Origin of the sequence: Pseudoalteromonas sp. BZB3 (assembly GCF_040104455.1) — a bacterium.
Taxonomy (GTDB): domain Bacteria; phylum Pseudomonadota; class Gammaproteobacteria; order Enterobacterales; family Alteromonadaceae; genus Pseudoalteromonas.
Genome location: NZ_JBECOS010000003.1, coordinates 131,772 through 144,637, shown reverse-complemented (window position 1 = coordinate 144,637; position 12,866 = coordinate 131,772). Strand labels below are relative to the sequence as shown.

General features: G+C 43.0%; 11 protein-coding genes. 5 read left to right on the top strand and 6 right to left on the bottom strand.

What is annotated here, in order from left to right:
* Positions 1-84: 84 nt before the first annotated feature.
* Entirely contained in the window at positions 85-558 is a 474-nt protein-coding gene (gene greB, locus ABMY35_RS04045; protein ID WP_058031162.1) for a transcription elongation factor GreB, read from the bottom strand.
* Between the two features lie 182 nt (positions 559-740).
* On the opposite strand from greB, the gene ompR reads away from it, so the two are divergent.
* Positions 741-1,460 carry a two-component system response regulator OmpR gene (gene ompR / locus ABMY35_RS04040; RefSeq protein ID WP_138478239.1) on the top strand — a complete coding sequence of 240 codons (720 nt, stop codon included), beginning with the start codon at positions 741-743 and terminating at the stop codon, positions 1,458-1,460.
* An 8-nt stretch (positions 1,461-1,468) separates the two neighbouring features.
* Complete coding sequence (envZ, locus tag ABMY35_RS04035) at positions 1,469-2,770, top strand: two-component system sensor histidine kinase EnvZ (protein ID WP_349285118.1); 1,302 nt, start codon at positions 1,469-1,471, stop codon at positions 2,768-2,770.
* 71 nt (positions 2,771-2,841) lie between these two features.
* Here the strand turns inward: envZ and hemN are convergent, their stop codons facing one another.
* Both hemN and ABMY35_RS04025 read right to left on the bottom strand, forming a co-directional pair.
* A complete protein-coding gene (gene hemN / locus ABMY35_RS04030) occupies positions 2,842-4,212 on the bottom strand; it encodes an oxygen-independent coproporphyrinogen III oxidase (RefSeq protein WP_349285117.1) in 1,371 nt (456 codons plus the stop codon).
* 107 nt (positions 4,213-4,319) lie between these two features.
* On the bottom strand, positions 4,320-6,350 hold the full coding sequence (locus ABMY35_RS04025) for a methyl-accepting chemotaxis protein (RefSeq protein ID WP_349285116.1): 2,031 nt from the start codon (positions 6,348-6,350) through the stop codon (positions 4,320-4,322).
* A 140-nt stretch (positions 6,351-6,490) separates the two neighbouring features.
* On the opposite strand from ABMY35_RS04025, the gene ABMY35_RS04020 reads away from it, so the two are divergent.
* Positions 6,491-7,246 (top strand): NADP-binding protein, encoded by a 756-nt coding sequence (locus ABMY35_RS04020; protein WP_349285115.1) that lies wholly within the window; start codon positions 6,491-6,493, stop codon positions 7,244-7,246.
* A gap of 7 nt (positions 7,247-7,253) precedes the next feature.
* Here the strand turns inward: ABMY35_RS04020 and hutC are convergent, their stop codons facing one another.
* Positions 7,254-7,973, bottom strand: a complete 720-nt coding sequence (hutC, locus tag ABMY35_RS04015; RefSeq protein ID WP_349285114.1) for a histidine utilization repressor — start codon at positions 7,971-7,973, stop codon at positions 7,254-7,256.
* A gap of 112 nt (positions 7,974-8,085) precedes the next feature.
* Here hutC and hutI point away from each other — a divergent pair, with 112 nt between their 5' ends.
* Both hutI and ABMY35_RS04005 read left to right on the top strand, forming a co-directional pair.
* A complete protein-coding gene (gene hutI, locus ABMY35_RS04010) occupies positions 8,086-9,309 on the top strand; it encodes an imidazolonepropionase (protein WP_349285113.1) in 1,224 nt (407 codons plus the stop codon).
* Between the two features lie 31 nt (positions 9,310-9,340).
* Positions 9,341-11,119, top strand: a complete 1,779-nt coding sequence (locus tag ABMY35_RS04005; protein ID WP_349285146.1) for a GGDEF domain-containing phosphodiesterase — start codon at positions 9,341-9,343, stop codon at positions 11,117-11,119.
* Between the two features lie 17 nt (positions 11,120-11,136).
* Here the strand turns inward: ABMY35_RS04005 and ABMY35_RS04000 are convergent, their stop codons facing one another.
* Positions 11,137-12,189: a formimidoylglutamase gene (locus tag ABMY35_RS04000; RefSeq protein WP_349285112.1), complete on the bottom strand. Its 1,053-nt coding sequence runs from the start codon at positions 12,187-12,189 to the stop codon at positions 11,137-11,139.
* Positions 12,189-12,698 (bottom strand): ribonuclease E activity regulator RraA, encoded by a 510-nt coding sequence (rraA, locus tag ABMY35_RS03995; protein ID WP_349285111.1) that lies wholly within the window; start codon positions 12,696-12,698, stop codon positions 12,189-12,191. Before rraA ends, ABMY35_RS04000 begins: the two co-directional genes overlap by 1 nt.
* Positions 12,699-12,866: the final 168 nt, after the last annotated feature.

Sequence of the window (12,866 nt, the reverse complement as noted above, 5' to 3'; positions counted from 1 at the left end):
AATCCTTATAAATTCAGATGTATACGTGCTGTCTAAGCGTATTTTATGTGGGCGATCATAGCATAGCGTCTATGAATAAGAAGCTTATTTAAGGTATTCGATAGTATTTACATACCAGAGCTTTTCTCCCTCTGGTGTGCGCACGACAAACTCGTCGTCGACTTCCTTACCTAATAGTGCTCGTGCCATTGGTGCGTCTATAGAAATATAGTCTTTTCGGTCATAAATTTCATCTGGACCGACAATTCTGAAACGTTTTATTTCTTCTTGTTCATTTTCAATTTCAACCCAAGCGCCAAAGTAGACTTTGCCGGCTTGTTGAGGGTCATATTGAACAATCTTTAAATCGGGCAAACGTTTTCTTAAATAGCGTACTCTGCGGTCTATTTGCCGCAATAAGCGCTTATTGAAGGTATAATCAGCATTTTCAGAGCGATCACCTAAGCTGGCTGCCCAATTCACAATTTTGGTTATTTCAGGGCGTTTTTCATACCAGAGGTGGTCATGCTCTTTTTGCAGTTGGTTATAACCCTCAGGGGTAATTAAGTTAGTTTTCATTCGCTAATTAGGGTTATCTTTACTCACCTAACACGGTAATAAAAAATCATCTGGGTGTCGAGCTAGCAAAATATTAAAAAATTGTAATGTTCGGTAACAAAACTCTTCATAGTAATGGTGTCGAGAAATGACATTTTCAATTATATTAAGCAAAGATATTGGATAAAAAGAAGAAATCAATCATGGGAAATGAAACTACCAAGGTATTAGTTGTCGACGATGATATGCGTTTACGCAGTTTGTTGGAGCGTTATCTCGTCGAGCAAGGTTTTATTGTTCGTGCTGCGGCTAACAGTGAGCAAATGGATCGCTTACTTGAGCGCGAAAACTTTCATTTAATGGTGTTAGATTTAATGCTTCCTGGCGAAGACGGCTTGTCTATTTGTCGCCGCTTACGTCAAAAAGAGAACGAGATCCCAATCGTCATGCTAACAGCTAAGGGTGATGAAGTTGACCGTATTATAGGTCTAGAGTTAGGGGCTGATGATTACATCCCGAAACCATTCAACCCAAGAGAGTTATTGGCGCGTATTAAGGCTATTTTACGTCGTCGCGCCAAAGAAGTACCAGGTGCGCCTGCTGCCGAAGAAAACGAAGTAGAGTTTGGTATCTTTAAACTGAACTTGGCGACCCGTGAAATGCAAAAGGGTGATGAGGTTATCTCACTAACCAGTGGTGAATTTGCGGTATTGAAGGCTTTAGTGAAGCACCCAAGAGAGCCATTGAGTCGTGACAAATTAATGAATCTTGCACGTGGCCGTGATTATAGTGCCCTTGAGCGTAGTATCGACGTTCAGGTATCACGCTTACGCCGTATGATCGAAGAAGATGCAGCGAACCCTAGATACATCCAAACTGTTTGGGGTCTAGGTTATGTGTTTGTGCCAGACGGTGAAAAGTAGTTTCGTTTATGAGCTTTTTTCCACGTAGCGCTTTTGGGCAAACGGTTTTCTTTGTTGGTGCTTTATTGCTTATCAACCAAATCGTTTCTTATATCACAGTGACACTGTATGTGTTTAAGCCAACCTTCGAGCAAGTGAATTTGATGTTGGCTAAGCAAGTCAAAACAGTATTCATTGATTGGGAAGAAGGGGTCGAAATAAACAAAGCGACCTCAGATAAATTCTTTGAAATCACGGGTATTGAAGTAATGACCCAAAGACAAGCGTATATGAATGGTTTAGACAAGGCCAAAGAATATAGTTTGTTGTCTAAGAGTATGTCTGAGCAGTTAAATGGTTCTGCAAGAGTGCGGATCAGCCAAGGCGATCCAGTGGTCTATTGGGTAGAAGCGCCGCAAGCGCCTGGCTATTGGGTGAGGGTACCGCTGACAGGCTTTAGTGAAACAAAAATGGAGTTTTTGATTTTCTACCTGTCGAGTATTGGCTTTTTGAGTGTATTGGGGGGCTGGTGGTTTGCAAGGCATCTTAACCGCCCACTAAAAGCATTACAAACAGCAGCCGGTCGAGTCGGTGTGGGAGATTTTTCTACTCGACTCGTGGAGCGAGGATCAACGGAAGTTGTTGAAGTAACACAAGCATTTAACAAGATGTCGAAAGGCATCGCTGAGCTCGAGAATGACCGACGACTCTTGATGGCCGGTGTTTCTCATGACTTGCGCACACCACTGACCCGTATTCGTTTAGCTACCGAAATGATGTCAGACGAAGAAGACTACTTAAAAGAAGGGATCATTGATGACATTGAAGATATGAATGCCATTATTGATCAGTTTATTGAGTATCTTCGTCACCACAATAGCGGGGAAATGCACCCTGATGATGTGAATAGTCTAGTGTCTGAGGTGGTGCATGCTGAGCAGCAACATCAACGTGAAATTAACTTAACAGCTGCAGATAGCTTACCAAAAGTGATCATGAATACGGTTGCGTTAAAACGTGTTGTTACCAATATGATAGAAAATGCCATTCGTTATTCCGATGAGGCCATTGATGTCAGCACTGCATACAACCCACGTAAGAAAATGGTGATTGTCACTGTGAAAGACCGTGGACCGGGTATTCCTGAAGCTGAATTGGAAAGTGTCTTTGAGCCTTTTAAGCAAGGTGACCAAGCTCGGGGCAGTGAAGGCAGTGGTTTGGGTTTGGCAATTATAAAACGCATTGTCGCGACACATGGCGGTACGGTGAGGCTTCGTAATCGTCAAGAAGGCGGCTTAAGTGCTGAAGTATATTTACCGGCTTTAGCCTAATATCTGATTTAGAAAGCAAAAAGGATGGCTCAGCCATCCTTTTTTGTACGTATTTATTAGATGAGCAGTGCTTAAATAACACGTGAGAATCGCGTATTTTTAATCTGCTGTTGTAAATATGCGTCAAAGCACATACAGATAATGCGAATGAATAAATTGCCTTTGCTGGTGACTTCAATACGCTGCGCTGACAATGTCACGAGCTCATCTTCTGCCAGAGGTTTGAGTGCTTCTAGGGCTTCGCTAAAGTAATCGTTAAAGTCGATATTATATTTAGCCTCAATCGCCTTGATGTCTAATTCAAAATGACAAATAAGTTGTTTGATAACATCGGCTCTGAGCTCATCGTCATTATTCAGACGCATCCCTTTATGGGTCGCACAGCCAATCTCGTTAATGTCTGAGTAATAGGCTTTAAGCTCTTTTTGGTTTTGCAAAATCGCATTACCAATTTGTGAAATAGACGAAACTCCTAGGCCTAATAAGTCGCAATTACCATGTGTTGTATAGCCTTGGAAGTTACGATGAAGCTCTCCATTTCTTTGCGCAACAGCAAGCTCGTCGTCTTTTTTAGCAAAGTGGTCCATACCGATAAACTGATAGCCTGCCTCAGTCATTTGCTGTAGCGTATTTTTGAAGATCTCAAGCTTTTGCTGCGGACTTGGCATGTCCGCTTCTTTTAGTTTGCGTTGCGCGGCAAATCTATCAGGGAGGTGAGCGTAGTTGAACACCGACACTCTGTCTGGGCTCAGCGCTATCAGTTGCTCTATGCTTTGCTTAAAACTTTCTGGGGTTTGGTGAGGTAAGCCGTAGATCATATCTGTATTGACTGATTTAAACCCGAGTGCTCTTGCTTGCTTTATCAGTGCTAAAACTTCTTCGACACATTGCGGACGGTTTACCGCAGCTTGTACTTCATCATTGAAATCTTGAATACCAAACGAAACTCGGTTGAATCCCAACTTTTTCAAGGTGACTAACATGTCGTCAGCAATAGAGCGGGGGTCGATTTCAATACCGCGTTGCGCGTCTTCAGTGAAGTTGAAGTGTGCTTCTACAATATCAATCAGGCGTGTCATTTGCTCGGCAGTTAAAAACGTTGGCGTGCCGCCACCTAAATGCAATTGCTCAACACGGTAATGCGCAAACACAGAGGACTGCGCCTGTACTTCTTTTTCTAGATGATCTAAATAGACGTCAGCTTTTGACTGATGGCGTGTCACGATTTTATTGCAACCACAGTAGTAACAAAGCTGGTGGCAAAATGGGATATGAATATAGAGCGATAAAGCCTGATTTTTTGACTGCTTCACTGCGGTATGTAAATCAGTCTGTTGATAACCGCTTTCTAATGATAATGCAGTTGGATAAGAAGTATATCTTGGTCCAGACACATTATATTTTTTGATTAGGGACTCATCCCAAGTTGGTAAATTAATCACGATACGCACTCATCTATTAGATTAGAGCGTGTAGTGTATGACGAGAAGTGAAGGTCGGTTTTGATCTGTAGCAAAGCAGGGCATAAATCATGCCCTGCTCAGAATAGTTAAAGCTTGAATTGGTTTACCGTACTATTAAGTGATTTAGCCAATCCATTTAGATCATGTGCCTCATCAGCCAAAGTGTGAGCGTGATTAGCAGTGCTGTTAACTAGGTCATTAATTGCATTTAAGCTGGTGTTAATGTCTTCAGCCACAATGGTCTGCTGCTCAGTTGCGGTTGCAATCTGATGGCTCTGATCTTGAACCGTTGCCACAGAGCTGGCGATTTCTTGCAATGAATCGAGCACTTCTTGTGTCTGTGATACAGAGCCCTCAGCCTGATCTTGGCCTTGTTGCATCATAGTTGATGCTTGCTGTGCAATTTGTTGTAGTCGCGTGATCATATTGCGAATATCGTCTGTTGATTCTTGCGTTCTACTCGCCAGCGAGCGCACTTCATCAGCAACTACTGCGAAGCCTCGACCTTGTTCACCAGCACGTGCCGCTTCAATCGCAGCGTTGAGTGCCAGTAAATTAGTTTGTTCGGCAATGCCATTGATCACGTCAATTACCGCGCCAATGTTAGTAGTTTCTTTTTCAAGACCTGCAACAACTTTTGCAGCCTCACCGATGTGGCTAGCTAATTCAGTCATCACTGTTTGTGCTTGGCTTGAACGCGTCGCGCCGTCGTTCGTCATGCGTTGTACTTGCTCAGCAGCGTGACTGGCTTCTTGTGCATTGCGTGAGATTTCAGTCACAGTTGCAGCCATTTCTGTTACCGCAGCACTGACACTGTCAACTTGTTCTTTCTCTTGTTGGATTTCACTATTGGTACTGGCAGACACAGAGCTTAATTGTTCAGAGGCATGACCTAGCTGAGAGGCTTGTTGCGCCGTGGTTTGCATCATTGCACGCAGCTTTTCAATAAAAGTGTTCATATGGGAAGCAAGCTGACCAACTTCATCATTGCTTTCAATATTGATACGACGCGTTAAGTCGCCTTCACCTGACGCAATGTCACGCATAGTGTCGGCAAGAGACACAATCGGTTTAGTGATCATCTGTGTCGCCCATAAGATCATAAGAACCACAATGCTGATAATCACTAGGAAGGCGATCACGGTACTCATGACGGCTTCATTTACTGGCTCTTCTATAAATGATACTGGGATCATGACACCCACATGCCAATCGAGTAATGGTTCATCGAGTTTTACGCTGTTATACACCACGTAATAGTCTTGGCCTTTGAAGGTAACAACTGATGTGCCTGATTCATTATTTTTAATTTCAGAGTTTAATGCTCGGAAGCCTCTGGTATCTGAAAACTGTTTTTCTAGCCCGTCTAGGCCTTCTTTTCCATTCGGACCTTCATCGGTAATAGACAGCTTGTGGCCTGTTTGTTTTGATAAATGAACAACGTTTAAATTGTTGTCTAGCAGGAAGCCGTACCCTTGGCCTTGAAAGCGGATCTGCTCAACCAACTGGTTGATTTGTTCCATTTGCAAATCAATACCTGCGATCCCCAATAACTTACGCGATGAATTGTAGACAGGTAGCTTGATCACGGCAGATACGTCGCCTGTGTTTGCATCGACTGAAACCGGGCTCACATGCAATTTACCAATCGCCATTGCCTCTGGCCACCATCCACGCTTATAAGCAAAATATGGACGACCATCAGAGAAGTGAGAAGTACGTTCGTTTTCTTTGAAGTACTCACCTGTAATAGCAGACGCAAAGAAAGTTGACAACACATTGTCATTATTTGTCGTGAGCCTATCAAAATCTCGATTGACTAGGTCATAACCCGGTTGGCTTGATAGCTCAGCTTCGCGCTCGGTATATTGCTCAAAAAAGTCTACAACATGAGCGCTTTGTGCAAAGGTGCTGACTAGTTCACCGTATTGTGCAAAAAACGATTCCATCGACAGTTTTTCGGCATAAATGTAGCTTTGCGCTTCACGTTCAACACTGTCGCGAGAAATCGTTGCCAGGTGATTTACAAAGTAGCTGGAGGCGATAATAAGCAGTACAGAAATTGTACCACCGATCAGTAGGAGTATTTTTCTCCTGAGGGATAAGTTGTTAAGCATGATATATTCTTTTTATTGGTAACCGCACTACTCTTAATCAAAGCATATCTGAGTCGCTTTGACCACAGTTAACATAAGATTGACGTTATATTGTTCCTATAATAGTACTTTGCGGTTTGAAATTAATACAGAGGTATGAGATGAAGCTAGTTGTTTTGGGGGCTGGTTGGCTGGGAAGTGCGTTAATCGAGAGAGCCACAGAGGTAAATTGGCAAGTACAGGGTACCAGTCGTAGCTCAAACTCCAGTAGTGTAATCATTCGACAGTTTACATTGCAAGAAGACAAGTTAATTCATTCTGTGGATTTAAAAGACGCTTATTGGGTGTGCGCTATTCCTCCGAGAGCACGTCATGCTGACAGCAATTATCTTGAAACTTTATCTGCTGCGTTAAGGCTTTCTGATGAATTAGCGTGTAAAGGGTTTTTGTTATGCTCAAGTACAGGTGTGTATTCAGAGCAAGATGGTACCTATACCGAAAGTGGTGAATTAGACACTGAAACCACGCGTAAAAAGATTTTGCTTGCAGCAGAGCAAAAAGTATTTGATGCCAAGGGGAAGGTTTTACGTTTGGCGGGGCTCGTTGGGCCAAATCGAGAACCAGGGCAATTTGTAGCGGGTAAAACACTTAAAAGTAGCAGCCAAGCGGCTGTAAACATGGTGCACCAAGCTGATGTCGTTGCTGCCATTGAGACGGTAATACTCAACTGGGCGGGAGCTAATGCTGTTTATAATGTTTGTCACCCTAGCCACCCAACTCGTCAAGATTACTACCAGCAAAGATGCGCTAAGTTAGGCACACAGCCCCCTTCATTTGCAAGTGACATCGCCAGTGCAAGAGTGATAGATGGTTTAGCCATTGAAGCACTGGGCTTTTGCTATCAGGCTGAGATTTAACTGTGCGTTATTTTACTTTTTTCTTAAAGGTAAGATGACCGCCTAAACGATATTTGCTGCCTGGAGAAATGAGCCGGGTAAAGCTGACAATACCATTAGTACTCCATGTTCTTCTGATCATTTGTAAGCAAGGCTCTTCGTTATATAAGCCAAGCCACTGGCAAACATCTTGGTTTGGCATAATGGCTTCAATGGTGTGTTTTGCTTCAGTCAGCGGCGCCACTGCCGAAAGGTATTCATGTGGTGTGACGATAGTAAAATCTTGCGCCAGATAATCAGGTGCAAGTGCTGGGGTGACAAAGCGCTCTTCAGCTTGGAGTGCTAGGCCATTTTCATGGTGAACAATCACGCTGCGGTAGACTTTGCTGTCTATATCAACACCGAGTGCGATAGCGATAGGGGCCATGGCAGCGATTTCTTCTAGGGCTATGACCTCAGCACTGTACTCACCATTTCTCTCTTTTACTTCATCGGCGATATTTTTAATCTCCAACATAGAAGACTGTGACTTGAGGCTTGCTACAAACGTACCTAAACCCTGACTCCGCGTTAATACTCCACTGTCTGTCAATTCACTCAAAGCACGTCTGGCGGTCATACGACTTACACTAAATTGCTCAGCAAGTTCATTTTCAGAGGGAACACGTTGGTCTTCTTTCCAAATACCGGCACTAATTTGGTCGGTGATATGCTGCTTTATCAATGCAAATTTAGGTTCGTTGGCCATACTAGATAATGAAATAGAGAATACATGCCATTAAAAATGGCACAGATTTCTTGTATATACAAGTTTGCATGATAGGCTTATAGGCAATTAAACAAACTCAAATGAGGCAGTGATGTTTGAAGCAGATTTAGTGATCACCGATGTTAATTTGGCAACCATGGATAGCAATATAGATGTCCCTTATGGTGCTATTGAACAAGGCGCGTTAATAATCAAAGACGATAAAATCGTTTGGATAGGTAAGCAAAGTGACTTGCCTGAGTTCGATGCTCTAGCGATACCTGTGATTAACGCAAAAGGACAGTGGTTAACGCCGGGCCTAATTGATTGTCATACGCATATTCTTTTTGCAGGAAACCGAGCCGGCGAGTTTGAACAACGTTTAAATGGTGTTTCTTACCAAGAGATAGCACAGCAAGGCGGTGGTATTGCTAGTACTGTACGTGCCACTCGAGAAGCAGACGAAGAAACCTTGTTCGTAGCAGGTAAAAATCGTTTAAATAGCTTATTGAGCGAAGGCGTAACGACAGTTGAGAGTAAGTCGGGGTATGGCTTAGATTTAAACACTGAGATTAAATTACTTGAAGTGAATAAAGTCTTAAATGACAACCACCCAGTTGATATTCAAAGTACATTTTTGGGCGCACATGCATTACCGCCTGAGTTTAAACATGACTCAGATGCATATATCGATTTAGTATGCGATGTTATGTTGCCAAAAGTGGCTGAGCTTAATTTGGCAGATGCGGTGGATGTATTCTGTGAAAATGTAGGATTCAGTTATGCGCAGACAAAGCGGGTATTTGAGAAAGCACGTCAACTAGGCTTACCAGTAAAATGCCATGCTGAACAATTATCAAATCAGCACGGTACTGAATTAGTTGCTGAGTTTAAAGGTCTGTCGGCAGATCATATTGAGTATCTCGATGAAGCAGGTGTAAAAGCGATGGCTGATGCAGGTACGGTTGCGGTGTTATTACCTGGTGCTTTTTATTTCCTGAGAGAAACACAAATGCCACCGATTGAGTTACTTCATCAATATAATGTCCCGATGGCGATAGCCAGTGACTTTAACCCAGGCACTGCACCGCTGTGCTCATTACGTTTGATGCTGAATATGGCTTGCACTTTATTTAGATTAACACCAGAAGAGACTTTGCAGGGGGTAACGGTAAACGCTGCGAAAGCACTAGGGCTGGCAGATCGAGGTATGCTTAAAGTGGGCATGCGAGCCGATTTAGCACTATGGGATATTGCAACTCCAGCGCAATTAAGTTATCAATTTGGTGTAAATGAGCTATCAAATTTGTGGATCTCAGGTAAACTGATCCAATAAGAAGTATTTAATTTATAGGTGAAAGTTGGTGATGACCTTACTAGGTACATTGACCAGCTTTCCTGTATTCAATGGATTGCAACAGGGGGAGCTGGCACTACTAACCGCGTTTTTAGGTGGGTTAGTGTTAATGGGCAGTATCGCTTTAATTATCCTTACCCATTCGCAATCAAGTCGTGCTCTTCATGTTGTCACTATGCTGGTGGCTTTCACCGCATTGCTTCCCAATATGTGGGCAACGTATGCAATCTCTCTGGTGTTATTCGGCCACCTCTACCTAGCGCTTAAACTTGGTTCAAAAACTTTACTTTTGATGTCGTTTATCGCGGCAGCAGCATATTTACTGTTATTAGGGGGAGCGATAGTTTGGTACTGGCCAATTCAGTTAACGTTACTTTCTTTACTCTTGGTGTATATTTCACAGCTTTATGAGTTCTCTTTAAAACCCAGTAATAATAGCGCCTCAGATTTATCTGAGCAGGGCGAAATAAGAAAGCAAGATGTGCTAGGTTTACCCCCTAGAAGTGCGTTGAGAGATGCTTATTATGCTCACACAGAGCAAGATGCTTCTCCTATGGTATTAGTGATGATCCGCCTCGAAGGGTTTGAACAGGTGAATTTTCACTTAGGTCGAGAGTACGGCGATTTATTACTTGCGCAATCAGCGAACCGAATTAAGCATCAATTGCAAAACGAGGACATTGTAAATATAGAACGAGGGGATGAATGCGCTAAGCTTGCGCACTTAGGAGGATTAAACTTTGTGTTCATATGCTCCTTAGCCCATCAACAACATCTTCATGAACAAGTTATAGGTGCCATAGTGCAAACTACGTTAAAGCCGTTTAACGTAGGCCACTGCACCATAGAGATAAAAGCCAAGGCAAGTTATGTTTCTTTCGCTGATAAAGTCAGTGATTTTGATAATGCCATCACGTGTGCATTCTTAGCGCTCGATTCAGAGCCTAATAAGGTCGTGACTGAATATCAAAATAGCATGCGAACAGCAAAACAAGAGCAGCAAGCGCGTTTGGCTGAGCTTACTCATCACGACTTTAGAGATCAGCTCGAGCTATATTTTCAACCAGTAATTCGCCATAGCGATAATGGTATTGAGTTCTTAGAGCTATTGCTGCGTTGGCAGCATCCCAAGCAGGGGATTTTAGCTGCCGGTAAGTTCATCGATGATATTCGCATTGCAGGGTTAGCCTTGCCTGTTGCTCAGTTCGTGATCGAGCGAGCTGCGGAGATTGCGATGGCGCTGAAAATGGAAGGGATCAAAATGGCGTTGAGCGTCAATGTTTTTGGTCCAGAAATGCTGCATGAAGAATTTATTGAGTTTTTAGACGATGTGCTGTTGACTCACCATCTTGAAGCAGGTGACTTAATTATTGAGTGTCCATCTGCGCTGTTTATGTCTTTGGATGCACAAGGCGTGGCCATGATAGCACGTCTTCGCAGTATTGGTGTTCGTCTGTGTGTAGACGGCTTCGGTGAGGCTCCACTAGTATTGGCTAAGTTACCGAAATTAACCGTTGATTATGTCAAAGTCGGGCAGTCCCTTACCCGAGATCATCAACATCAAGGTGCGCTCAGAGGCATTGTCAGAGGACTGGTAGACATGCAGCATCAGTTAGATTGTGCGGTTATTTGTGAGGGCATTGAAAGCCAAGAGCAGCTTAACTTTGCGCAAAGCTTAAATACCTTTGCCGCTCAGGGATATTATTTCGAAAGGCCGTTGAGTAGTGTGGGTATGCTGAGCTGGATAAAACAGTATCAGCTTGAGCATCATCATTTAGTTGATCACTAAAAAGGGGTAGCATTGTGCTACCCTTGCAGTTTGCCCAATAAATAACTACAAACTAGTCCACTTAGTACTTGCCCAGCTTCAGTTATGCCTTGCTCTAAGCCATTCGGGTGTGTCGAAGGTGCTGCCTCACACAGGTGTAAATAACGGCTAGCACTATGCGTTGCACCCAAATAGACAAAATGTTCTGCATCGCTGACAGAAAAGCCACAATTCGTGAAAGCGCTGACAGGCATGCCACTAATGGCGTCTACATCAACTTCGATACCTAATGGTTTATCAATTTTAAAGCGGGCTAAACTGTGTGTGCAGTCTGAAGTTAAACTACGGCTACGCATAACTTGCAAGGTTTGGTAAGTGGTGTAGGTAAACCCGGCATTAGTCAGTGAACTGATAATGGTTTGGTTATTTTTTTGCTCATGCATGCCAACTACATGGTAATCATGTAAGTATCCGTCTTGATATGCATAGTGGAAACCGTTGCCACTATGACGACCTTCAATGGCCCTAAAATCAGCATGTGGGTCAAAGTTAATAGCATTACATGGCTTAGCTTCACTGGTGCTTAAGGCTTTTAAAATTGGGTAACAATTATTGTGGCCACCACCTATGACAATCGCTTCTAAACCTGCATCAAAAACAGGTTTTAAAACGGCTGTCACTCGCTCATCTAATTCGCCACATAAACGTCTTAATTGTGCTAAACCTTCGGCATTTGCGTTATCCAATGTTTTGCTTTGTGATTGCAAATCATCAGAATTGACTTCGCCTAACAGCAATACTGATCTGGGATCTAGGAACTCATTACTAGGTAAGTTTAAAAAGCGTTTTAAAAACGCTTGCCAACCTTGTGTTGCGCCTCCGCGACCACAGTTTGCTCTTGGGCCTATGTCCTCGTTAATGCCGAGTAAAACATATTTAATACCAAACTCAGCTGCATCTTTTAGTGCACTTTCTAAAGGGGCAGATTGATCTAAATAAGAGATTGATTGCCAAAAGCGAGTTTCATTCGCTCTGCTGGTAGTAAAGCACTTTGTATCGGCTTCACTATATCGAATTAACCAGTTACTCATTATGCTTCGACTTCTTCAAGCGCATCTTCAAGTACCAGCTCTTCGGCGGAAATGATAATCCCTGTGCTGTCAGCATATAGGTAATCGTCTTCATAAAACGAAACACCTGCAAAGTTGACGGGGACACCTTGCTCGCCACTACCTTGGCTATCAGCTGCGACTGGAATAGACGCAATAGCTTGTATACCTAATTCACACTCTTCGAGTTCATCAACATGCCTAACTGCACCATAAACAACAATACCTTGCCAATGATTCTCTACAGCCAGTTCAGCCAATTCGATATCAATCAGCGCTCGGCGCGAAGAGCCACCACCATCAATTAATAGAATTTTACCAGTACCATCTTGTTCTAAAATCTCTTGAATCAGTTCGTTGTTTTCAAAGCATTTCACTGTGACGATGCGACCGCAAAATGCAGAGTGTCCACCAAAGTTAATGAACATGGGTTCAAGTACATCGATAGCATCTGCAAAATGATCGCATAAGTCAGATGTGCTGTAGTCCATATTGAGTTCTCCAGAGAGTGTGTGTTTGTTCCAGTATACTCTGATGCAAGCTCATAGCAATGGCAAAATTGCTGTAAAAGCAGGCACTTTGTGCGTTCAATCAAAGTCTTTTGAATTCCATAATAGTGTCTTAAAAAGTTCACCCAACTGTTACTTTTAAAGTCTAAA

Bases quoted from the DNA above. Each gene is read 5' to 3' on its own strand.
- ABMY35_RS04020 (WP_349285115.1), top strand. From the start codon at position 6,491: ATGAAGCTAGTTGTTTTGGGGGCTGGTTGGCTGGGAAGTGCGTTAATC.
- ABMY35_RS04025 (WP_349285116.1), bottom strand. From the start codon at position 6,350: ATGCTTAACAACTTATCCCTCAGGAGAAAAATACTCCTACTGATCGGT.
- hutC (WP_349285114.1), bottom strand. From the start codon at position 7,973: ATGGCCAACGAACCTAAATTTGCATTGATAAAGCAGCATATCACCGAC.
- ABMY35_RS04005 (WP_349285146.1), top strand. From the start codon at position 9,341: ATGACCTTACTAGGTACATTGACCAGCTTTCCTGTATTCAATGGATTG.
- rraA (WP_349285111.1), bottom strand. From the start codon at position 12,698: ATGGACTACAGCACATCTGACTTATGCGATCATTTTGCAGATGCTATC.
- ABMY35_RS04000 (WP_349285112.1), bottom strand. From the start codon at position 12,189: ATGAGTAACTGGTTAATTCGATATAGTGAAGCCGATACAAAGTGCTTT.
- greB (WP_058031162.1), bottom strand. From the start codon at position 558: ATGAAAACTAACTTAATTACCCCTGAGGGTTATAACCAACTGCAAAAA.
- envZ (WP_349285118.1), top strand. From the start codon at position 1,469: ATGAGCTTTTTTCCACGTAGCGCTTTTGGGCAAACGGTTTTCTTTGTT.
- hutI (WP_349285113.1), top strand. From the start codon at position 8,086: ATGTTTGAAGCAGATTTAGTGATCACCGATGTTAATTTGGCAACCATG.
- ompR (WP_138478239.1), top strand. From the start codon at position 741: ATGGGAAATGAAACTACCAAGGTATTAGTTGTCGACGATGATATGCGT.